The sequence below is a fragment of the Ancylobacter mangrovi genome, assembly GCF_024752355.1.
GTDB lineage: Bacteria > Pseudomonadota > Alphaproteobacteria > Rhizobiales > Xanthobacteraceae > Ancylobacter > Ancylobacter mangrovi.
Genome location: NZ_JANTHZ010000010.1, coordinates 64,347 through 86,413, shown reverse-complemented (window position 1 = coordinate 86,413; position 22,067 = coordinate 64,347). Strand labels below are relative to the sequence as shown.

General features: G+C 68.0%; 21 protein-coding genes. 10 read left to right on the top strand and 11 right to left on the bottom strand.

The window, feature by feature from the left end; genetic code table 11:
* Nucleotides 1-184 precede the first annotated feature (184 nt).
* On the top strand, nucleotides 185-913 hold the full coding sequence (locus NVS89_RS19030) for a transporter substrate-binding domain-containing protein (protein WP_258734337.1): 729 nt from the start codon (nucleotides 185-187) through the stop codon (nucleotides 911-913).
* A gap of 117 nt (nucleotides 914-1,030) precedes the next feature.
* Complete coding sequence (locus NVS89_RS19025) at nucleotides 1,031-1,969, top strand: Bug family tripartite tricarboxylate transporter substrate binding protein (protein WP_258734336.1); 939 nt, start codon at nucleotides 1,031-1,033, stop codon at nucleotides 1,967-1,969.
* 197 nt (nucleotides 1,970-2,166) lie between these two features.
* On the opposite strand, the gene NVS89_RS19020 is transcribed toward NVS89_RS19025, so the two are convergent.
* From NVS89_RS19020 to NVS89_RS19005, 4 genes are read right to left on the bottom strand one after another with little or no spacing between them, the layout of a single operon-like run.
* On the bottom strand, nucleotides 2,167-3,279 hold the full coding sequence (locus tag NVS89_RS19020; protein WP_258734335.1) for an enolase C-terminal domain-like protein: 1,113 nt from the start codon (nucleotides 3,277-3,279) through the stop codon (nucleotides 2,167-2,169).
* A 41-nt stretch (nucleotides 3,280-3,320) separates the two neighbouring features.
* Entirely contained in the window at nucleotides 3,321-4,268 is a 948-nt protein-coding gene (locus NVS89_RS19015; RefSeq protein WP_258734334.1) for a D-2-hydroxyacid dehydrogenase, read from the bottom strand.
* 9 nt (nucleotides 4,269-4,277) lie between these two features.
* A complete protein-coding gene (locus NVS89_RS19010; RefSeq protein ID WP_258734333.1) occupies nucleotides 4,278-5,516 on the bottom strand; it encodes an iron-containing alcohol dehydrogenase in 1,239 nt (412 codons plus the stop codon).
* Nucleotides 5,513-6,526: an Ldh family oxidoreductase gene (locus NVS89_RS19005; protein WP_258734332.1), complete on the bottom strand. Its 1,014-nt coding sequence runs from the start codon at nucleotides 6,524-6,526 to the stop codon at nucleotides 5,513-5,515. Before NVS89_RS19005 ends, NVS89_RS19010 begins: the two co-directional genes overlap by 4 nt.
* Nucleotides 6,527-6,618: 92 nt before the next feature.
* Between NVS89_RS19005 and NVS89_RS19000 the strand changes: the two genes are divergently transcribed.
* The 8 genes from NVS89_RS19000 to NVS89_RS18965 all read left to right on the top strand — a co-directional run bounded on the left by NVS89_RS19000 (nucleotide 6,619) and on the right by NVS89_RS18965 (nucleotide 14,862).
* Nucleotides 6,619-7,302 carry a GntR family transcriptional regulator gene (locus NVS89_RS19000; protein ID WP_258734331.1) on the top strand — a complete coding sequence of 228 codons (684 nt, stop codon included), beginning with the start codon at nucleotides 6,619-6,621 and terminating at the stop codon, nucleotides 7,300-7,302.
* 118 nt (nucleotides 7,303-7,420) lie between these two features.
* Complete coding sequence (locus NVS89_RS18995; RefSeq protein ID WP_258734330.1) at nucleotides 7,421-8,890, top strand: NAD-dependent succinate-semialdehyde dehydrogenase; 1,470 nt, start codon at nucleotides 7,421-7,423, stop codon at nucleotides 8,888-8,890.
* Between the two features lie 23 nt (nucleotides 8,891-8,913).
* The gene (locus NVS89_RS18990; protein WP_258734329.1) at nucleotides 8,914-9,288 is read left to right on the top strand and encodes a VOC family protein; all 375 of its coding nucleotides are present in this window, start codon (nucleotides 8,914-8,916) and stop codon (nucleotides 9,286-9,288) included.
* A 146-nt stretch (nucleotides 9,289-9,434) separates the two neighbouring features.
* Entirely contained in the window at nucleotides 9,435-10,385 is a 951-nt protein-coding gene (locus NVS89_RS18985; protein ID WP_258734328.1) for a Bug family tripartite tricarboxylate transporter substrate binding protein, read from the top strand.
* 67 nt (nucleotides 10,386-10,452) lie between these two features.
* Nucleotides 10,453-10,914 (top strand): tripartite tricarboxylate transporter TctB family protein, encoded by a 462-nt coding sequence (locus NVS89_RS18980; RefSeq protein ID WP_258734327.1) that lies wholly within the window; start codon nucleotides 10,453-10,455, stop codon nucleotides 10,912-10,914.
* Between the two features lie 28 nt (nucleotides 10,915-10,942).
* A complete protein-coding gene (locus NVS89_RS18975) occupies nucleotides 10,943-12,439 on the top strand; it encodes a tripartite tricarboxylate transporter permease (RefSeq protein ID WP_258734326.1) in 1,497 nt (498 codons plus the stop codon).
* Between the two features lie 43 nt (nucleotides 12,440-12,482).
* Nucleotides 12,483-13,622, top strand: a complete 1,140-nt coding sequence (locus NVS89_RS18970; RefSeq protein ID WP_258734325.1) for a mandelate racemase/muconate lactonizing enzyme family protein — start codon at nucleotides 12,483-12,485, stop codon at nucleotides 13,620-13,622.
* A gap of 58 nt (nucleotides 13,623-13,680) precedes the next feature.
* Nucleotides 13,681-14,862, top strand: a complete 1,182-nt coding sequence (locus NVS89_RS18965; RefSeq protein WP_258734324.1) for a mandelate racemase/muconate lactonizing enzyme family protein — start codon at nucleotides 13,681-13,683, stop codon at nucleotides 14,860-14,862.
* A gap of 27 nt (nucleotides 14,863-14,889) precedes the next feature.
* Here NVS89_RS18965 and NVS89_RS18960 read toward each other — a convergent pair whose 3' ends face one another.
* The 7 genes from NVS89_RS18960 to NVS89_RS18930 form a co-directional block, all read right to left on the bottom strand.
* Nucleotides 14,890-15,573: a GntR family transcriptional regulator gene (locus NVS89_RS18960; protein ID WP_258734323.1), complete on the bottom strand. Its 684-nt coding sequence runs from the start codon at nucleotides 15,571-15,573 to the stop codon at nucleotides 14,890-14,892.
* Nucleotides 15,574-15,723: 150 nt separating this feature from the next.
* Nucleotides 15,724-15,969 carry a hypothetical protein gene (locus tag NVS89_RS18955; RefSeq protein ID WP_258734322.1) on the bottom strand — a complete coding sequence of 82 codons (246 nt, stop codon included), beginning with the start codon at nucleotides 15,967-15,969 and terminating at the stop codon, nucleotides 15,724-15,726.
* Between the two features lie 51 nt (nucleotides 15,970-16,020).
* Entirely contained in the window at nucleotides 16,021-17,301 is a 1,281-nt protein-coding gene (locus NVS89_RS18950) for a TRAP transporter large permease (protein ID WP_258734321.1), read from the bottom strand.
* The gene (locus NVS89_RS18945) at nucleotides 17,298-17,888 is read right to left on the bottom strand and encodes a TRAP transporter small permease (RefSeq protein ID WP_258734320.1); all 591 of its coding nucleotides are present in this window, start codon (nucleotides 17,886-17,888) and stop codon (nucleotides 17,298-17,300) included. The genes NVS89_RS18950 and NVS89_RS18945 overlap by 4 nt, the downstream gene beginning before the upstream one ends.
* 91 nt (nucleotides 17,889-17,979) lie before the next feature.
* Nucleotides 17,980-18,972: a TRAP transporter substrate-binding protein gene (locus NVS89_RS18940; protein ID WP_258734319.1), complete on the bottom strand. Its 993-nt coding sequence runs from the start codon at nucleotides 18,970-18,972 to the stop codon at nucleotides 17,980-17,982.
* A 33-nt stretch (nucleotides 18,973-19,005) separates the two neighbouring features.
* Entirely contained in the window at nucleotides 19,006-20,100 is a 1,095-nt protein-coding gene (locus tag NVS89_RS18935) for a mandelate racemase/muconate lactonizing enzyme family protein (RefSeq protein WP_258734318.1), read from the bottom strand.
* A gap of 17 nt (nucleotides 20,101-20,117) precedes the next feature.
* The gene (locus tag NVS89_RS18930; protein WP_258734317.1) at nucleotides 20,118-21,629 is read right to left on the bottom strand and encodes an amidase; all 1,512 of its coding nucleotides are present in this window, start codon (nucleotides 21,627-21,629) and stop codon (nucleotides 20,118-20,120) included.
* Nucleotides 21,630-22,067: the final 438 nt, after the last annotated feature.

The window sequence follows — 22,067 nt, the reverse complement described above, 5'->3', positions numbered from 1 at the left end:
GTCGTGTCGGTGGCGGGGTGCCCGATTGGCTCGCCACACTATAGCAGACAAACAGCAAACAGGCTCATGGCGATAGCTCGCCTTGCCGAAGGGGCAGGGCGGCGGCCGGCGGGCCTGCGTGGGCTGCCTATGCCCTCCCTTATCTCGTCAACCCGCCCGTCCCCTGCAAGGAGGAAACCCCGTGATGCTGACTGAGAAAGAGCGCGACGAACTGGCGCCGACGGGCGTGCTCCGCGCCGCCATCAATTTCGGCAACACGGTCCTCGCCCAGCGCGGCGCCGACGGTGCGCCGACCGGGATCGCGGTGGATCTCGCCACGGAATTCGCCTCCCGAACCGGGCTCGGTCTCGACATCGTGCCGTTCGAGGCGGCCGGCATACTGTTCGAGGCGCTGAAGCCGGGGGCGTGGGACATCGCGTTCCTCGCCATCGATCCGGTGCGGGAGGCGCAGATCGCGTTCACCAGCCCCTATGCGATGATCGAAGGCACCTACATGGTGCCGGCCTCCTCGCCGCTGCGCACGCCGCGAGATGTCGACGCCCCGGGAATGCGGGTGTCGGTGGGGCCGGGTTCGGCATACGACCTGTTCCTTTCGCGCACGCTCGCCCATGCGCGGATCGTGCGCGCTCCGCGCGGGGGCTCCGCCGCCATGATCGACCTGTTCGTGGCCGAGCGCCTCGACGCCGCGGCCGGCGTGCGCGCATGGCTCGATGCCTATGCCGCCGCCCATCCCGGCTACCGGGTGATGGAGGAGGCGTTCATGGAGATCGGGCAGGCCATCGGCGTGCCCAAGGGGCGCAGCCATGCGCGCGACCTGCTGGAGGCGTTCGTCACCGATATGAAGACCAGCGGCTTCGTTGCGCAGGCCCTGGCACGTTCCGGCCAGACGGCGAAGGTGCCGCCGGCGGGGTGAGGACGGCGGACCTTCGCGCCGCGCGGCCGGCAGAGGCATCCCCGGCCCGGATTGACAGCGTTGCCCTTCAAAATAATATCAGATATTAAATCATATAACCAATTGGGAGGATAAAGCATGAAGTTCAGTACCCTCGTCATGGCGGCGGCCTGCCTGTCGCTGACGCCCGCCCTCGCCAAGGCGGACTATCCGGACCATCCCATTCAGGTCATCGTCGGCTTCAGCGCCGGCGGCGGCATGGATTCGACCATCCGCACCATAGCCCCGACGCTCGAGAAGATCCTCGGCCAGCCGATCGTGGTCATCAACAAGCCCGGCGCCGGCGGCGCGCTGGCCTGGACCGAGGTCGCCCGCGCCAAGCCGGACGGGTACACGCTGGGAAGCGTGAACTACCCGGCGGTTTCCGGCGTGACGGCCGGCGGTGGGCTTCCGTTCGACCCGATGAAGACCTTCGCCTTCCTTGGCAACGTGATGGTGGATCCGGCCGTGGCGGTCGTCTCCAACAAGAGCCCCTACAAGTCGATGAAGGACGTCGTCGCCTATCTCAAGGAGCATCCGGGCGGGCTCTCCTACGGGGCGACCGGCAGCATGAGCCTCGACGGCCTGACGGTTCTGGCGCTGGACCGCACGGCCGGCGCCAAGTTCCGCGTCGTGAATTTCGCCGGCACGGCCGAGCAGGCGACGGCGCTGCTGGGCGGGCATGTCGACGCGGTCGGCCTCGCGGTCAGCGAGGTGCAGCCCTTCCTCGACCAGGTGCGCGTGCTCGGCGTCGGCGGCACCAGCGAGAGCGACCTGCTGCCCGGCGTCAAGACCTTTGCCGAGCAGGGTTTCACGCTGCCCATCAACGAATCCAGCCGCGGCATGCTGGCGCCCGCCGGCGTCGATCCGGCAATCCTCAAGAAGCTGCGCGACGCGATCAAGCAGGCGACGCAGGACCCTGAATATCTGGCGCGCGCCAAGAAGGTCTCGCAGCAGATCACCTACCGCTCGCCGGAGCAGGTCCGTACGGCGGTCGAGGACCAGATCACCTTCCTCAAGGACGCGCTGAAGAAGTGACGTCGCTGACCAGGCGCCGACCCGCCGCGGCGGGCGCCTGAACCGAACCAAAGAGGCGACTGGAGCGGGAGGCGTGCCTTCCGCTCCTTTTGTTTTGGAGGCCACAGAAAAAGGGCGCCGGCCCGGAAGGGCTGGCGCCCTGGAAGGGGAGGCCGGAGCCCCGCCTAGGGGCGGGAGGGGTCTCCCGCCTCCCGGTTTCAGACCACGTCGGCGACGAAGTTGCGGCGGACCAGGTCGAAGTCGATCTCGACGCCGAGCCCGGCCCCCGTCGGGGCCTTGAGCATGCCGTCCGGCCCGACCTTGATGTCCTCGACCAGCCCGTATTTCTGCGCCTCGTCGGGGAGCAGCACCTCGAAGAACTCGGAGTTCCGGATCGCGCACATCAGGTGCAGGTTCGCCACGTTGTTGAGCGAGTTGCCGCCGTGGTGGATCTCGAAATTCATGCCGAACGCCTCGGCGAGATGCGCCGCCTTGAGGCAGGCGGTCAGCCCGCCCTTCACCGCCGGATCGCCGCGCAGCACGTCGGTTGCCCGGTTCACGATCCACGGCGCGAAGCCTGCGAAGCCGCCGGCCGAGTACTCGGTCGCCACGATCGGGATGTGGAGCTGCTGCTTCACCTTCACGTAGTTGAGCAGGTCCTCGGGCGGCAGCGGGTCCTCGTACCAGTAATAGTCGAGGTCCTGGATCGCGCGGCCGACGCGGATCGTCTCCTCATAGGTGTAGGACCAGGTGGAATCGAGCATCAGCGGATAGTCGCCGCCGACCGCCTCGCGCACCGCCTTGCAGATGGCGATGTCCTCCCGCCAGTCCGCCGGCGGGTGGATCTTGTAGGCCTTCCAGCCCTCGGCCTTCATGCGCTGGGCCTGCTCGACATAGTCGCCGACCGAGCCGAGCACTTCCGAGCTCGCATAGGCCGGCACGCTGTCGCGGAAGGCACCCATCAGCTTGTAGACCGGCAGCCCCGCCACCTTGCCGGCGAGGTCCCACAGCGCGACGTCGACGGCGCCGACGGCGCGGTAGGTGGTCAGCTTGATGCGCTGCATCATCCGCTTCAGCAGGCGCTCGCGGTCGAGCGGGTCCTCGCCCACCACCATCGGCTTCAGCGCGCGCACCAGCGAGAGCGCATCGAGCTCAGCCGAGCGCGAATAGGCGCCGAGGAAGGAATGTCCCTTCACGCCCTCGTCGGTCAGCACGCTCACCAGCGCCAGGCAGGACTGGCTCGCCCCGCGCGCGGCGCTGTGCGCGCCGTAGCGGACATTGGCGACCGCGTCCCACCGGAACAGCTCGACCTTGAGATCGACTATCTTCATTCAAATCCTCCCGGATTCCGCATGCCCGATCGGGCTGCGGGTTATTGGCTGCTCCGCAGGTCGCCCGCGGCGAAGGCCGTGATGTTGCGTTCGCAGATGCCGATGATCCGCTCGGTGACGCGCCGATTGCCGCGCCCGGCCACATGCGGCGAGACGATGAGGTTGGGCAGCGCCCAGAGCGGGCTCGCGGTCGGCAGCGGCTCGGTCTCGAACACGTCGAGCGCGGCACCCGAGAGCGCCCCGCTCGCGAGCGCGGCGATCAGCGCGTCCGTGTCCACCACGTCGCCGCGCGAGACGTTGACGAGCCGCGCGCCCGGCGCGAGATGCGCGAGGCGCGCCGCGTCGACGAGGCGGCGGGTCTGCCCGGTGAGCGGCACGGCGAGGAAGACGATGTCGGCGCCCGACAGCGCCTCGTCGAGCGGCATGAAGCGCGCGCGGCCCGCTTCGCCATCGGGGGAGGGGACGGGCCGGCGGCGCACGACGCGGATGGAGGACACGTCGAAGGCTTCCAGCCGGCGGACGATCGCCGCGCCGATGGCGCCGTAGCCGACCACGGCGGCGACCGCGCCCTCAAGCGAATCCAGCCGGTCGTCGATGCTCGGCTTGGTCCATTGCCGGCGCTCGCGCGCCTCGACCAGCTCCGGAATCCGCCGGAACAGCGCGAGCGCCAGCGCCACCGCGTGCTCGGCCACCGCCGGGCCGTAGGCGTCGGCGGCGTTTGTGATGACGAGGTCGGGGCGCTCGAGGCTCGCGAGCTTGTCGACCCCCGAGCCCAGCACCTGGAGCCAGCGCAGGCGCGGCGCCTGCGCCATCGCCCGCACCAGCTCGGGGCTGATCTGCGAGGGCTGGCAGAAGAGCACATCCGCCTCGCCCACCACGCGGTAGCACTCCGCCTCGTCTTGCGGGACAACCGGATCGCTACCGAGCAGCCGGCGGATCACCGGCACGAGCTGCTGCGCGTAGTGCGGCGAGCGGATGACGCTTTTCATCGTCCCGGCTCAGTCCGCCCGCAGCTCTTCGCGCGCGGCCGCCCGGTCGCCGGCGAGCGCGCAGGCGACCACGCGCCGGGCGCCGTTCACGTCGACCGGCCGCGGGTTGTTGTTGATCAGCCGCGCGGCGTGGAGCGATTCGGAAGCGACGCGGTCGATGTCCTTGGCCTCCAGCCTCATGGCGCCGAGGCTGGTCGGGATGCCGATATCGGCGAACAGCGAGGCGACCGCGTCGATCGCCGCGTCGCAGGCCGTGGCCTCGTCGGCCATGGCGCCCAGCCCCATCGGCCCGGCGAGCTCGGCATAGAGCGGGGCCGCCGCCGGCTGGTTGAACTCCATCACATAGGGCAGCAGCGCGGCCACCCCCTCGCCATGCGAGGTGTGTGTGAGGGCGCCGAGCGGATATTGCAGCGCGTGGGCGAGCGCCGTGCCGGCATTGCCGAAGCCGAGCCCGGCGGTGAGCGAGCCGAGCATCATGCCTTCGCGTGCCGCGAGGTCGGAGCCGTCCTCGCAGGCGCGGCGCAGATTGGCGAAGATCACCCGCACCGCCTCGCGCGCGAACTGGTCGGACAGGTCGTTCTTGCCGACGAAGACGTTGGTCTGCGCGAGCTGGGCGGTCGCCGGCCGGCGTACGGCCGTATAGGCCTCGATGGCGTGGGTGAGGGCGTCGGCGCCCGACACGGCGGTCAGCCCGCGCGGGCAGGTGAGGGTCAGCTCCGCGTCGCAGATGGCGACGGTCGGGACCAGATAGGGGCTCGACACGCCGACCTTGAGCAGACGGTCGGGGTCGGAGAGCACCGCCACCGGGGTGACTTCTGAGCCGGTGCCCGCGGTGGTGGGGATGGCGATCACCGGCAGGATGGGGCCGGGCACCTTGCCCTCGCCATAGTAGCCGCGCACGTCGCCGCCATGGCTGAGCAGCAGCGCCACCGCCTTGGCGAGGTCGAGGCAGCTTCCCCCGCCGATGCCGATGACGACGTCGGGGCCGAACGGCTTCGCCGCCTCGGCCGCGGTCTCGACCAGGCCGATCGGCACGTCGACCATGGTGCCGTCATAGACGTGTACGGCGACGCCGTTGCGCCCGAGATCCTCGACCATCTCGTGGAAGAGCGGGTCGCGCGCCATGCGCTCGTCGGTGCAGATCAGCGCCCGCTGACCGAGGGAGCGCGCCGTCCAGCCGAGCGCGGCACGCTGGCCGCTGCCGAAAAGAACCGTGCGCGGACTACGCAGGACACCGAAACTCGTCACGACAGCTTTCCTTTCTGGGTGGTGTAATTCTCGATTTGCCGCCAGACGTCCGGGTTCACGGGAATGCCTTTGGCCGTGCGCTCGGCCCGCACCCGCACCGCGCGGTCGCCCGGCACCAGGACCGGGGAGGCGGGGTCGATGGGGGCGATGTGGCGGATCTCGTCGAGATAGGCCGAGATGCCGGTGCCGCGCACGTGAGCGGGGTCGATGAGGATGAACAGGTCGCCCTTGTTGCAGACCTTGTCCGAATCGAGCGTGCCCTTGACGTCGGTGCCGAGGGCGCATCCGGTGAGCGCGCCGACGAGCAGCTCGATCCCGAGGCCGAGGCCGTAGCCCTTGCCGCCGCCGAAGGGGGCGATGGCCCCGCCCTTGGCCGCGGCGGCGTCGGTGGTCGGGTTGCCCTCCGCGTCGAGCGCCCAGTTGTCGGGAATCGGCTCGCCGCGCGCGGCGTAGTCGTGGATCTTGCCCATCGAGACCAGTCCCGAGGCCATGTCGAGCACGAACGGGTCGGGCGTGGCGGGCACGCCGATCGCCAGCGGGTTGGTGCCGATCATGGCGCGGCGGCCGCCGAGCGGATGGACAAGCGCCTCGCTGGTTGTAACGATGATGCTGACGAAGCCGCGTTCCGCGAAATGGCGGACGTACCAGCTCAACATCCCGATATGGTTGCTGTTATGGATCGCGCCGAGCACCACGCCCGTCTCCGGGGTCCGGCGGGCTGCCTCCTCGAGCGCCTGCACCAGGACGACCGGGCCGAGCCCCATCTGCCCGTCTACGTCGAGCAGCGACGGGGTCCGCCAGTCATGGGCGCCGGTCGCGACCGGGTCGATCACGCCGTTGCCGATGCGCTCGATGATTCGCGGAAGGCGCTGGAGGCCGTGGGAGGGGTGTCCCATCAGTTCCGCCTGCACCAGCAACTCGGCCTGAATGCCCGCATTTGCAGCGGAAACGCCATGTCGGGTGAGGGCGGCGATGCAGACTTCTCGCGCTGTTTCAGCCTTGACGAGCATTTTTTATCGCGCCTCAGAATCCAATCATATATTATATCGAGGATACGAATTGGCCTTCCGGAGTCAAGGAATCCCATCGGGATGTGCGCTGCATGATTAAGCCATCGAAGAAGGACAACTCCCCCGGCAGCGCCCTGATGGCGCGTCCTGCGAGCCTCGTCGACAATGTCTACGACGTGCTGCTGGGCCAGCTCATGACGCTGCAGATCCAGCCCGGCGAACGGCTGCGCGTGGACAATCTCTCGCGCGAGCTCGGCGTCTCGCAGACGCCGGTACGCGAGGCGCTTAGCCGGCTCGAGGTGAACGGCCTCGTCATCAAGACCCACCTGGTCGGCTATCGCGCGGCGCCGCAGCTCACCAAGAGCCAGTTCGAGGAGCTGTTCGATTTCCGCCTGCTGCTGGAGCCGACCGCGGCCGCGCGTGCAGCCGCCGCCATCGACCCCGACAAGATCCGGCGCGCCGAGATGATCGTGCAGCAGATGGCCGGCGCGCACCCGGGCAACCACTACCGCGACTTCGCGGTGCACGATTCCGAGTTCCATGACTACCTGGCCTCGCTGAGCGGCAACACGCTGATCGCCGACTCGCTGGAGCGCCTTCACACGCACATCCACATCTTCCGCTTCTATTCGCATGCGCGGGTGACGCAGGAGGCGATCGACGAGCACCGCCAGATCTTCGACAAGCTGAAGCAGGGCGATCCGGAGGGCACGGCGGCGGCCATGCGCTCGCATATCGAGAAGTCCCGCCAGCGCGTGATGTCGGTGTTCGACTGACGGGCCGGGGCGGTGCCCCGGTTTCGATAAAGCGGCCCTATGAGGTGATCGGCATGCTTGACGTGTCGCGCCCGCCGTCATAACCATATATCAGATCATATATTATGTTGGGTGCGAGATGTCCCTTTCCGAACCTGCCGTCGACCAGGAGCTCCTGAACGTGCCGACCCGCCTGTACATCGACGGGCAATGGCGCGAGGGAAGCGAGGGCGGCACGTTTCCCGTGGTCGATCCCGGCACGGGCAAGACCATCGCCGAGGTCGCCGACGCCACCCTCGAGGACGGTGCGGCCGCGCTCGAGGCGGCGGACAAGGCGTTCGGGCCGTGGGCGGCGCGCAGCGCACGCGAGCGCGGCGAGATCCTGCGCAAGGCCTATGAGCTCATCATGGCCGATCACGAGCGCCTCGCGCGCCTTATCACGATGGAGAACGGCAAGGCGCTGCCGGATTCGCGCGCCGAGGTCTCCTATGCCGCCGAGTTCTTCCGCTGGTACGCCGAGGAGGCGGTGCGCAACATCGGCGAGATGGCGCGCGGGCCGGCCACCGGCGCCCGCATCCTCGTCCAGCACCGCCCGGCGGGCATCGCCGTGCTCATCACGCCGTGGAACTACCCGGCGGCGATGGGCACGCGCAAGATCGCCCCGGCGTTGGCGGCGGGCTGCCCGGTCATCATCAAGCCGGCCTCCGAGACGCCGCTCACCATGCTGGCGCTGATGCCGCTGCTGGAGAAGGCGGGCGTGCCGGCCGGCCTCGTCAACGTCCTTCCCTCGCGCCGCTCCGGCCCGCTCGCCGAGATGCTGCTCGGCGACCCGCGGGTGCGGGTGGTCTCCTTCACCGGCTCGACCGAGGTCGGGCGCAAGCTTCTCGCGGTGGCGGCCCGAACCGTCGTCAAGCCGGCGATGGAGCTCGGCGGCAACGCGCCCTTCGCAGTGCTGGCCGATGCCGACATCGACGCCGCCGTCGAGGGCGCCATCCTCGCCAAGATGCGCAATCTCGGCGAGGCCTGCACCGCGGCGAACCGCTTCTATGTGCATTCCTCGGTCCACGACGCCTTCGCCGACAAGCTGACAACGCGCATGGCCGAGATGAAGGTCGGCTACGGCCTCGAGGAGGGTGTGCAGGTCGGCTCGCTGGTGAACGACGCCACGCGCCGCAAGGTGCACGAGCTGGTGCAGGACGCCGTGGCGCGCGGCGCCAGGGTGACGACCGGCGGCACCCTGCCCAATGGCCACGGCTTCTACTACCCGCCGACGGTGATGGTGGACGTGCCCGAGGATGCGGACTGCTTCCGTGAGGAGATATTCGGCCCGGTCGCCGCGATCACCCGCTTCGACGACGAGGCCGAGCTGGTGCGCAAGTGCAACGACACCGAATACGGTCTCGTCGCCTATCTCTTCACCCGCGACCTCAAGCGCGGCCTCGCCATCTCCGAGCAGCTCGACTTCGGCATGGTCGGCCTCAATCGCGGCCTGGTGTCGGACCCCGCGGCGCCGTTCGGCGGCGTGAAGCAGTCCGGCCTCGGCCGCGAGGGCGGGCATGAGGGCATGCTCGAATTCCTCGAGGCGCAGTACGTCTCCGTCGCCTGGTGACGGCGGCGGCGAGGAGTGGACCCATGTCGATCGCGTGCCGGTTCGATCACGTTCATCTGCGGCTCGACGACTACATCGCGGCGGCCGACTGGTTCTGCGACCGGCTCGGCGCGCGCGTCGTCAACCGGATCGACCCGCCGGCGCGGCCCAAGGTCGATCTCGACCTCGGCGGGGTGAAGCTGACGCTCTCGCCGCGCGCGGCGGGCGGCGCCGTGGGCGGGCCGGGGCCGATCGACCATCTCGCCTTCGTGGTGGCCGACGTGAAGGCCGCGGCGGAGGAACTGGTCGGGAAGGGTGCGGTCATCGTCGAGCCGGTGACGATGGCCCGTCCGGGTGTCTGGACCGTATTCATCGAAGGTCCGGAACGTATCAAAATCGAACTGCTGCAACGTATGTAATATATCTCAGCGGAGAGGCTCAAAAATAGCAAGAAACAACAAGTAAAGCTTGACGTTCTGTCGATGTGATATCATATATGATACGTTGTACCGGATGCGATTAACGACATCCGGCCAAAGAACTTTCGTCAACCTTGGAGGAAACGATGAAATCAACCTTGCGCGTAGCGCTTGCGGTCGCGGGTACGCTTCTGACCTCTGCCGCCGCCTTCGCCGACTACCCGGATCGTCCGATCCAGGTGATCGTCGGATTCAGCGCCGGCGGCGCGATGGACGCCACCATCCGCACCGTCGCCCCGACCCTTCAGAAGATCCTCGGCCAGCCGGTCGTGGTCATCAACAAGCCGGGCGCCGGCGGCGCGGTGGCCTGGACCGAGGTCGCCCGCTCCAAGCCGGACGGCTATACGCTTGGCAGCGTCAACTATCCCGCGATCTCCGGCGTTACCGCCAGCGGCGGCCTGCCGATCGACCCGCTCAAGTCCTTCGACTTCCTGGGCAACGTGATGGTCGACCCGGCGATCGTCGTCGTCCCGGCCAAGAGCCCCTACAAGAGCCTCGGCGACGTCGTCACCTATCTGAAGGCGCATCCGGGCGGGCTGTCCTACGGCGCGACCGGCTCGACCAGCCTCGACGGGCTGGTGTCGCTGGCGCTGGCGGCAAAGGCTGACGCCAAGTTCCGCGTCGTCAACTTCGCCGGCACGCCGGAGGCGGTGACCGCGCTGCTCGGCGGCCATATCGACGCGCTCGGCCTGGCGGTGAGCGAGGTCCTCCCGCTCATGCAGGAGGGCAGCGTGCGCATCCTCGGCGTCGGCGGCGACAAGCGCAATCCGCTGATCCCGGACGTGCCGACCTTCAAGGAGCAGGGCTTCGACCTGCCGATCAGCGCCTCCAGCCGCGGCATGATCGCGCCGGCCGGCATGGACCCGGCGGTCCTGAAGAAGCTGCGGGACGCCGTCAAGCAGGCGACCGAAGATCCCGAATATGTCGAGCGTGCCAAGAAGGTCTCCCAGCGGGTGTCCTACAGCTCGCCGGAAGAAGTGCGGGACGTGGTCACCAAGCAGATCGAATTCCTAAGCCAGTCGCTTCCGAAGAAGTGACCTTTCGGAGCGGCCGTCATCTCGGCAGCGGAGAGCCTGCGGGCTCTCCGCGAGTGGAGCCTTGTCCATGGGCAATAAAGCCTTCCCCCTAAACGCCGAGATCGTGGTCTCGGCCTTCATGGTGGCGTTCGCCGCCGCTCAGGTCTACGCGGCCAACCAGCTTTCTCTGTCCGCCGACTACACGCTCGGACCCGGCGCCCTGCCGATGATCTACTCCATCGGCCTGCTGATCTGCAGCGCCGCGGTGCTGTTCGATTCCGTGCGACAGGGGGGAAGCGACGGGGTCGGCGAGAAGAACTCGATGAGGGGAGTGCTGTGCATCCTCCTTCTCGTCCTGTTCGTCGCCTCGATCTACGTGGTCGGGTTCCTGTTCTCGACGATCCTCTTCTGCTTCCTGTTCTGCCAGTTCTTCTCCGGCCTCGGCCTCGTCAAGAACATCGCCTTCAGCGTCATCTGGGGCGCCGCGCTGTATGCCGCCTTCCACTACCTGCTCGAAGTTCCTTTGGAACCTGGCTTGTTGTTTTCGTAAGCCTTCCAGCAAGAGCTAAGGATCCGAAATGCTTACCCCGTTGATCGACGGTTTCGCCAGGATGATGGACCCCTGGCTGCTCCTGATGTGTTTCCTCGGTACCTTCGCGGGAACGCTAGTCGGCGTCCTGCCGGGCCTCGGACCGAGCGCGGCCATCGCCGTTCTTCTGCCCATTACCTATGGCGTCGATCCGCTGATCGCGCTGGTGGCCATGGCGGGCATCTATTACGGCGCCATGTATGGCGGCACGATCACCTCGGTGCTGCTCAACGTGCCGGGCGAAAGCGCCTCGGTCGTTACCACCTATGACGGCCATCCGCTGGCCAAGCAGGGCAAGGGCGGCGTCGCCCTCGGCCTCGCGGCGATCGGCTCGTTCATCGCCGGCACCATCGGCCTCATCCTGCTCAGCGTGCTCGCCATCCCGCTCGCCCGCATGGCGCTCGTGTTCGGCCCGCCGGAATATTTCGCGGTCACCATCCTCGCCTTCGTGATGGTCTCCTCGCTCGCCCGCGGCAACATGGTGAAGTCGTTCCTGTCGCTGTTCCTCGGCCTGCTGCTGGCGACCGTCGGGCAGGACATCATCTCCGGCCAGGCGCGCCTGACCTGGGGCACGATGGAGCTCATCGACGGCATCGGCTTCATCCCGGCCGTGGTCGGCCTGTTCGGCCTGTCGGAGATCGTCTACGACATCGTCCATCCCCAACCCGAGGCCAAGCAGCAGAACATCAAGCTCAAGATCCGCGAGATCCTGCCCTCCATGGCCGATCTCAAGCAGACCTGGGCGGCGATGGTGCGCGGCGGCTTCCTCGGCTTCTTCCTCGGCATCCTGCCCGGTGCGGGCGCGACCATCGCCTCCTTCGTCTCCTACGGCGTCGAGAAGCAGATCTCCAAGACGCCCGAACGCTTCGGCCAGGGTGCGCTGGAAGGCGTCGCCGGCCCGGAATCGGCCAACAACGCCGCCAGCTCCGGCGCCTTCGTGCCGCTGCTCGCGCTCGGCATTCCCGGCTCGGCGACCACGGCGGTGCTGATCGGTGCCTTCATCATCCTCGGCATCCAGCCGGGCCCGCGGCTCTTCACCGAGCATGCGGACGTCGCCTGGGGCCTGATCGCCAGCATGTATGTCGGCAACCTGATGCTGCTCGCGCAGAACATCCTTCTGGTGCCGTTCTTCATCTGGCTGTTCGTCATCTCCGAGCGGACGCTCCCCGTCATCGTCGCCTCGCTGTGCGTCATCGGCGTCTACAGCGTCGACAACTCGATGTGGGACATCTGGCTGATGATCGCCTTCACGGTGCTGGGCTACGGCTTCCGCGCCTCGGGCATCCCGGCCGCGCCGCTGGTCATCGCCCTCGTGCTCGGGCCCGACGCGGAGAACGCGCTGCGCCAGTCGCTGGTGATCTCGATGGGCTCGCCCACCGTCTTCTTCGAGCGGCCGATCAGCCTGGCCCTGCTCGTGGTGGCCTTCCTCTGCCTGCTCTACCCGCTCGTCCGGCATCGCTTCAAGAGCGTGATCGAGACCGAATAACTGTGCCGACGGGCCCGACGACGCCCATATTCCGGAGTTCGACATGAAGATCATCGACGTCATCGGCTATCCGCTCTCGGTGCGGCTTCCCCCCGAGCGGCAGAACACGCTGGGACTGGGCAAGCTCACCAAGCGCGACGCCACCATCATCAAGATCGTGACCGACGAGGGCATCATCGGCTGGGGCGAGGCGCACCATGCGCGCAACCCCGGCGCGGTGGCGCACATCATCAACACCACCATGCGCGACCTCGTCTTGGGCATGGACGCCTCGCAGACGACCGCGATCTGGGACAAGGTCTACAAGGCCCAGATCGGCAGCCATGGCATGGGCGCCGGCTCGGTGATCGCGCTGAGCGGCATCGACATGGCGCTGTGGGACATCAAGGGCAAGGCGGCCAACATGCCACTCTACAAGCTGCTCGGCGGCTCGCAGAAGCCGATCCCGGCCTATGCCGGCGGTGGCGGCGCGCTCGGCTTCCGCACGCCCGAGGAGACGGTCGAGGAGGTCGGCGGCTTCGTCGAGAAGGGCTTCCGCGCGGTGAAGCTGCGCCTCGGCCAGACCAACAAGCAGGACATCGCCCGCATCAGCGCGGTGCGCGAGCGCTTCCCCGACCTCACCATCCTCACCGACGCCAACACGGCCTACAGCCTCGACGACTGTCGCCGCGTGATGCCGGCGATGGAGGAGCTCGACGTGTACTGGCTGGAGGAGCCGTTCCCGGCCACCAACACCAAGGCCTACGAGATCGCGGCCACCTTCTCCTCGACCCAGCTCGCGCTGGGCGAGAATTCCTACACCCGCTTCGAGTTCATCCCGCATCTCGATTCCGGCAACATCCGCATCTTCCAGCCGGATGTCGGCAAGTGCGGCGGCGTGACCGAGATCATGCGTATCGCCGCCTGCGCCTCGACCTGGAACATCGCCGTGCATCCGCATGGCGGCGTCACCGGACTGGATCTGGCGGCCGGCATCCACGTGCTGGCCTCGATCGAGAATGGCGGCTTCTTCGAGTCGAGCGAGGGCTGCAACCCGCTGCGCGAGGGTCCGTTCAAGAACAAGCCCTACGAGGTCGGCGCGGATGGCTGCGTGCATCCGCTGGAAGGACCGGGTATCGGTCTGGAAGTCGACGAGGACTTCATCAAGGCCAACCCCGTCATCGAGGGTCCCGGCTTCGTGTGATCCCTCCGGCCGGGGCCGCGCGCCCCGGCCTCCTTGCCATCGCCGGTAGAACAACACGATGAAGATCACGCGCGCCGACATCCTCCACGCCGCGTTCGGATGGCGCACCATCTCCTTCCTGCGGCTGGAGACCTCGGACGGCATCGTCGGCTGGTCCGAGTACACGGATGGTCCGGGCTCCAGCAACACCGGCATCAGCGCGGTGGTCGCCGCTCTCGCGGAGCAGATCGTCGGCCGCGACCCGCTGGCGATCGAGGCGATCGCGGCCCGGCTCGGCAGCCTGATCTCGCAGGCGCCGGTGGGGCTCAACCAGCAGGCGGTGGCGGCGATCGTCAACGCGCTGCTCGACGTGAAGGGCAAGTCGCTCGGCGTGCCGGTGCGCGAGCTGCTCGGCGGCACGCTGCGCGAGCGCGTCCCGCTCTACTGGTCGCACTGCGTGGGCTATCGCGCGCGCTACCCGAAGGAACTGGGTGTCGAGCCGCCGCGCAGCTATGACGACCTCTCGCGCATCGGCGAAGAGGTGCGCGCGCGCGGCTTCCGCGCGCTGAAGACCAACCTTCTGCTGAAGGAAGACGACCGCTTCGTCGCCTACCGCCCTGGGCGCGGGGCGAGCGGGGGCTTTCCCGAGCTCAATCCCAACCCGGTCGCCGAGGGCCAGATCCTGCGCCAGATCGAGGCGCTACGCGCCGGCGCGGGTCCGGAGGTCGAGATCAATCTCGACCTCAACATGAACTTCAAGCCGGAAGGCTTCCTGCGCCTGTGCCGCATCCTCGAAGGGGCGGGGCTGGGGTGGATCGAGATGGACAGCCGCGAGCCCGGCTTCCTCGCCCATGTGCGCCGCTGCGTCACGACGCCGGTCGCCTCCTGCGAGAACGTCTATGGCCAGCGCGGCTACCGCGCCTTCTTCGAGGCGGGGGCGGTCGACGTCGCCATCGTCGACCTGATCTGGAACGGCTATCTGGAAGGGCTGAGGGTCGCCGCCTGCGCCGACAGCTACGACATCAACATCGCGCCGCACAATTATTTCGGCCATCTGGCGGATTTCATCAGCGCCAATTTCTCGGCCGCCATCCCCAATCTGCGCGTCATGGAGATGGACGTGGACGGCGTGCCGTGGCGCGGCGAGTTCTACACCCACCTGCCCGAGATCGTGGACGGCCAGTTCGTGCTGCCGCAGCGGCCGGGCTGGGGCACGGACATCGACGAGGCGGCGGTGCGCCGGCATCCGCCGACCGCCTGACGCGCCAGAGTCGCCCGGCGTCGAAGGTCACGCGGACTTGCGCGCGTCTTCCTCGAATTCCTCGCGCAGCCGCGCCCGCGCCTGCCGCAGGTGCTCGCGCATGAGGTGCTCGGCCCGGTCCGCGTCGCCCGCCTTCATCGCCTCCACCACGCTGCGGTGCTCCTGCAGCGACTTCGGCGCCTGGCCGGGGCGCAGGCCCGAACGGTAGCGGTAGACGCGCAGCAGGCTGTAGAGGTCGTCGCACAGCATCGAGATCAGCTTGGCGTTTCCCGATCCCTGGATGATGCGGAAATGGAAGTCGTGGTCGCCCGAGCGCTGGAAATAGCTTTCCCCCGCCTGCACCTCGCCCTGCTCCGCGTGGCGGTCGAGCAGGGCGTCGAGCCCGGCGATCGCCTCCTTCGACATGCGCTGCGTCGCCAGCCGGGCGGCGATGCCCTCCAGCCCCTCGCGCACCTCCAGCAGGTCGAAGATGGCGTCCGGCGCGAACGAGGCTACCCGCGCGCCGATATTGGGCACGCGCTCCACGAGCTGCTTGCCCTCGAGCCGGCGAATCGCCTCGCGCACCGGCCCGCGGCTGATGTTGAAGGCGCGCGCCAGCGCCACCTCGTCGAGCTTGGTGCCCGGCGCGTAGGTGCCCTTGATGATGGCTTCTTCCAGCCACTCGAACGCCTGGTCCACGAGCGGCTTCGGGATGAAGGTCGGCGATGGCATGGCTCGGGCCCCGTCCAAATGACACGTTCCCTTCTCCGGGCGCGAAGCAGGGAGCAGCCCCGCTGCCCGTGCAGAAGGCATGGGCATCCGCATAGCGGAAAATGACAGGCGAGGCGACCGGCACGAAGGGGCGGGCCTTGCCGCGCGCCGCTAGTCCGCCAGCGGGCCGATCGCCATGCGCTCGGGGATGAAGCAGAAGCCGTCCGATTCGATCGCCTCGCGTGCCCCGTCCTCGTCGACGAAGCGGCGCGCGGGCAGGCGGCGATATTCCTCCCAATGACCCTCGTCATGGAGGCGCGGCAGCACCGCCAGGCTCTCCACCGGCAGGATCGCCCAGATCTTGGAGCGGACATTGCCGCGCTTGATCCAGTTCATGATCGCCCACTCGTCGCTCACCCGTCCGTCTCCTTTCATGCCCGCTCGCGTCCCTCGCATTCTCCGGGGCGCTCAGTTCCGCATGTGCATCGGCAGCCAGGTGGATAGCGCCGGTACCGCCATCAGCACCAGCGTGAACAGCAGGGTGATGATGAAGAACGGCATGTTGGCGCGGAATACCTGCCATTGGTCGACCTTGGCGATCCGCGCCGTGATGATCAGCGACATGGCGACCGGAGGCGTGATCTGGCCGATCACCACCGCCATGACCATCAGCACGCCGAAATGGATCAGGTCGACCCCGAAGAGCTGGAGCGAGGGCAGGAGGATCGGCACCAACACCGGGATCAGCGGGTCGATGAACATGCCGGCAATGATGGCGATGATCATCATCGCCAGCAGCCGCATGAACGGGCTGTCGCCGATGGTCAGCACGTCGATCAGCCCGGCAAAGGCCTGCGGCACATGGGCGGCCGACAGCGCACTGCCCAGCGCCACCGAGAGCGCGACGATGCCAAGCAGCTCGCCCGTCATCTGCACCGCGGCGACCGTCGCCTGGTAGAGCCCCTTAAGGTTCAGCGTGCGGTAGACCGCGAAGGAGAGGAAGGCGGCGTAGACGACGCCGAAGGCGCCGGCTTCCGAAGGCGTGAAGGCACCGGCCACAAGCCCGCCGACGATCAGCCCCGGCATGCCGAAGGCGAGCAGCGCCGCAAGCCCGGTGCGCCCGATCTCGCGCGGCGAGAAATGGCCGAAGGCGGGGTAGCCGTGCCGGTGCGCGAGCCAGGTGATGGTCGCCATGAAGACGAGGCCGAGCAGCAGGCCGGGAATCAGCCCGGCCAGGAACAGCGCGCTCAGCGAGGTGCCGGTGACCGCCGAATAGAGGATCACCGGCGAGGAGGGCGGGATCAGCGGGCCGATGCCGGAGGACGAGGCGCTCACCCCGGCCGAGAAGGCGCCCGAATAGCCGTCCCGCTTCATCGCGGGGATGAGCACCGAGCCCGATCCCGCGAGGTCGGCGGCGGAGGAGCCGATCATGCCGCCGAAGAACACGCTGGTGAGCACGTTCACCTGCGCGAGCCCGCCGCGGGTCCAGCCGACCAGCGCGCGGGCGAAGGCGAACAGCCGCGCGGCGATGCCGCCCGAGTTCATCAGCGTGCCGGCGAAGACGAAGAGCGGCAGCGAGAGCAGCGTGTAGCCCGACAGGCCCGCCACCATGGTCTGCGGCAGCGACATGCCCCACTGCCCGCTGAGATAGAGCAGCAGCGCGACGGCGCTGAGCAGGGCGGCCACCATCGGCACGCCGAGCATCAGGAGGACGAGGAGGACGGCGATGCCGACGATTGCCCCGGTCATCGCGCGGCCTTCTCCTCGGGAATGGGGGCGAGGCTGCGCGCGCGCAGCGTGCGCACGAAGTCGGCGAGGAAGGCGAGCGCCAGCAGCGCCGAGCCGACCAGCATGGACGAGATGAACCAGCCCTTGGGCAGCTTGAGATAGGTCGTCTTGTCGCCGCCGAACATCGCGAAATAGTCGAACGAGACGAAGGCGAGATAGGCGAAGGACGCCGCGGACAGCAGGTCGGCGAAGGCGTTGAGGATGCGTCGCGCGCCCTGCGGCAGGCGGTTGGCGAAATGCTCGATGCGGATGATCTCGCGCCGGCGCACCGAGAGGAACATGCCGAGCATGGTGAGCCAGGGAATGAGCGCGATGACGATCTCGTCGGCCCAGATGATCCCGGAATTGAAGAGGTAGCGCAGCGAGGCGTTGAGGAAGACGAGCAGCGTGACCGTCACAAGCGCCGCGGCGCCGAGCGCGCCTGCGATGCCGTTGATCCAGGCGTCGAGGCCGTGCTCGTTCTGGCCGAGCTCGAGCTCGAAGCCGGCCTCCTCCATCTGCCGGCCGAGGTCGGCCTCCGGCGGTTGCGGGTCTTCGGGCAGGCTCATGGCATCCGTCTCATGGCATCGGTTTCTGAAAGGCGACGTCCGGCGGGTCGGAGCCCGCCGGACGCCCGGCGCATCGTCGGCTAGGCGGGGGTCACTGCAGCGCGGCCTGCATGTCGGCCGCATAGGTGCCGCCGGCGATCTTGCCGATCTCGGCGTAGAGCGGCTGCGAGGCTTCGACGAAGGTGGCGCGGTCGATCTCGATGATCTCGTTCTTGCCGTTGGCCTTCAGCTTGGCCAGCAGGTCCTTGTCCTTCTGCGCGCCGAGCGCGCGGATTTCCTTGGCGGCCTCGAGCGCGGCTTCCTTCAGCATCGCCTTCTGGTCGTCGGGCAGGGAGTCGAACTTCTTCGCGTTCATCGCGAAGGTGATCGGCGTGTAGACGTGGTTGGAGATCGAGATGTAGGGCTGGACCTCCTGCAGCGAGCGCTCGACGATGTCGTTGAGCGGGTTTTCCTGGCCGTCGATGGTCTTGTTCTGCAGGGCGAGGAACACCTCGCCGAAGTTCATGTTGACCGGGGTCGCTCCCAGCGTCTTGAAGGTCAGGATGCGGGTCTCGCTGCCCGGCACGCGGATCTTCATGCCCTGGAAGTCGGCCGGGGTCTTGATCGGGCGCACCGAATTGGTGATCTGGCGGAAGCCGATCTCGCCGAAGGCCAGCACTTCGAGGCCCGCCTTCTCGCGCATCGAGGCAGCGAGCTTCTGGCCGAACTCGCCGTCCAGCACCTTCGCCACCGCCTCGCGGTCCGGGAACATGAAGGGCATGTCGAACACCGCCCAGGCGTTGTCCAGCTCGACCGCGTCCGAGCCCATCGGCGTGATGTCGATCTGGCCGGTGCGCACCTGCTGCATGTGCACGATCTCGTCGCCGATGGTGGCGTTGTCGAACAGCTCGTAGGTGAACTCGTCACCCATCTTCGCCTTCATCTTGTCGGCGACCTTCTGCGCCATGATGGTGTCGAAGCCGCCCGCGGGGGAGGGGCTCGCCATCTTGAGGTGCAGCGGCTCGGCGAAGGCGGCGCCGGCGACCAGGCTGGTGCTGAGGGCGAGAGCCCCGAGCGCGTGACGCATATTGAAGCGATAGGCCATGTTCCCACTCTCCTTCGTTGATTGATTGGCTCGTCACGCGGTGACGAGCGTTTCTTTCAGCATGTCCCTGTTGAGGGTGACGCCGAATCCCGGCGCGTCGGGTATGGCGACGCGCCCGTTCACGGCCTTGGGCGGATCGAGGAACATCTGCTCCTCGACCTGCTCGGTACCGAGATGGATTTCGGCCAGCGTGCCGTTGCGGAAGCCGGCGACGTGATGGAGGCACCACACGCCGCCGCCGCCGGCATCCGACAAGGGTTTGTTGTAGATCTGCGAAAGATGCGCGACCCGGCGGGTCTCCGTCATGCCGCCGTTGTACATGCTGTTCGGCATGAAGATGTCGATCGCGTCGTGCTCGACCCATTCGCGGAAGCGCAGCGAATGCCCGTCCATCTGCCCGGCCGAGAGCGGGATGGTGGTGCGCTTGCGCATATTGCCGAGGTCGCGCGCGTCGACGCGCTGCAGCGGGTCCTCGAACCAGGCGATGTTGCAGGGCTCGATCATCTTGGCGATGCGCAGCGCCTCTTCCGGGCGCAGCCCCTCATTGGCGTCGACGGCGAGCAGGATGTCCTCGCCGATCGCCTCGCGCACCGCAGCGACGCGCTTCGCGTCCTCGACGAGGCCGCGCCCGGTGCCGACCAGCATCTTCAGCCGGGTGTGGCCCTTGCCGATCAGGATCCGAGCCATCTCGATCAGGTGCTCGGTCTCGAAGGCGGCAAAGCCGTAGGTCACATAGGCGTCGGCATAGTCCTTGGCGCCGCCGAGAAGCTGGGCGACGGTGCGCCCGCTCGCCTTGCCGATGATGTCCCACAGCGCGAGGTCGATGCAGGAGAGCCCGGCAAGGTTGATGCCCGTCATCGCGCCGCGCTCGGAGATCAGCGGCTGCAGGCGGGCGTGGATCTTCTCCAGGTCGCGCGGGTCCATGCCGATGATGGCGGGGCCGAGATGCTTGCCGGCGACGGCGGCGACGCCGTGCCAGAGGAAGCGCGAGGCCATGCCGATGCCGACATGGCCCTCGTCGGTCTCGATCTCGCAGATGATGCGGTAATCATCCTCGATCGGCTTGTTGATCAGCGGCACCGAATTCTTGAAGCGGTGAACGCTGACGCGCACGTCCTTGATCAGCAAAGCACTTCCTCCACCCGTCACGGGGCAACTGCGTGGCGCGCATGGGCGCCGGGTCGTTCGAAGGGGCCGGCGAGGGCGGCGATGACCGCTCCCGCCCGGCTGGGCATCCGGGCGAGCCGGGTGAGATCGGGAGCGGGGCGCGCCAGCACCGGGTCGTCGGCCAGCGCCGCCTCGATGGCGGCGGCCGCGGCGAGCGTGCCGGCGTCGTCGCGCAGCCGGCCGACGATCTGCAGGCCGAAGGGCAGGCCGGACGGGCCGAGCCCGCAGGGGATGACGGTGGCGGGATGACTGGTGAGCGTGATCGCATAGGCGATGGCGCACCAGCTGATGTAGGTGTCGAGCGCGACGCCGTCGATTTCGGGCACGTAGAGCTCGTCGACCGGGAACGGCACCACCGAGGCCGCCGGGCAGATCAGCAGGTCGATATCGGCGAAGAAGTCCTGGAAGCGGCGCAGGATCTCGGTCTGCCCGGCCTGGGCGCGGGCGATGTCGGTGATGGCGAACCGCCGCGCCAGCTCGGTATTGGCGACGACGTTGGGCGTGGCGAGGGCGCGGTGGCGCTCGACATAGTCGGTGATGCCGCCGGCGAAGCCGACCGCGCGCAGCGTCTCGAAGGTCGCGTCGACTTCCGGCAGCTCCGGGTCCTTCCACATGCTGTGGGAGAAGAGCGGCGCCAACCCTTCGGCCACCGCCACGAAGTGCTCCGCCACCTCGCGCGCCACCGGCACGCCGCCGAGGTCGGCGCTGAAGGCGACCCGCAGCGTGCCGGGATCGACCTTGTGCAGATGAAGGAAGTCGCGCGGGTCGAGCGGGCGCGACAGCGGGTCGCGCGAACTCTCGCCGACCATCGCCGCCATCAGCAGCGCCGCGTCGTCGACGCAGCGGGCCATGGGGCCCTCGACGAGATGGGGCGACCAGCCATGGGCGCGCCCCTCGCTCGCCACCGCGCCGGGCGAAGGGCGGTGTCCGACCACACCGCAGAAGGAGGCGGGGGTGCGCAGGCTGCCGCCGAGGTCCGAGCCGGTCGCCAGCGGCACCATGCCGGTCGCGAGCGCCACCGCCGACCCGCCGGAGGAGCCGGCGCAGGACAGCGTGGGGTCGAACGGGTTCACCGTGGCGCCATAGACCTTGTTGACCGTGTTGGCGCCGGCGCCGAATTCGGGCGTGTTGCTCTTGGCGATGACGACGCCGCCCGCCGCGCGGATGCGTGCCACCAGCGGATCGTCGCGCCACGGCACGTTGTCGGCATGGGCGAGCGAGCCGAAGCTGGTGACGAGGCCCTCGGTCTCGGTGAGGTCCTTGATGGCGACCGGCAGGCCGTGCAGCACGCCGAGCGGCTCGCCGCGCATCACCGCGTCCTCGGCACGGCGGGCGTCCCGGCGCGAGCGCTCGAAGTCGCGCGCCACCAGCGCGTTCAGATGGGGGTCGACCGCCTCGATGCGGGCCTGACAGGCGTCGTGCACCTCCACCGGCGACAATTGCTTGCGGCCGATGAGCGCCCTGGTCTCCCGGGCGGAGAGCTCGAGCATGTCCGGTACCTCGTGAATGTGCGAGGATTGTCCGAACGGAAGGTTGGGTGGTCAACAGTTGATCTGGATCAAATGCCGCAAAATGCGCCAAAATGAGCAGATGGCGCTTTTTTCCTCGTCATTTGATTAAATGGAGTGCGAATGAATCACGCTCAGAATAATCAAATCCTATGAACATGATTTGACACGTTCGTGAAATGAATCAAAAGACGTGAAAGCAATGCTCCTATGCGCGGCATAGGATCACTTTATATACATGATAATACTGGAGTGTGGTGGCGCGCGGGTTTGCCGCCGTCGGCCCAATGGGCCGCTCGGACCATGCCGTCGACCCGCTGCCGCGGGCGAGGGCGACGAGGCGCACACCACCGACGCGAACCTTCCGTCCCCGTCGTGCCGCGCCCGCCATTTACGTAGAGGATCAGAGTGAGGCCACGC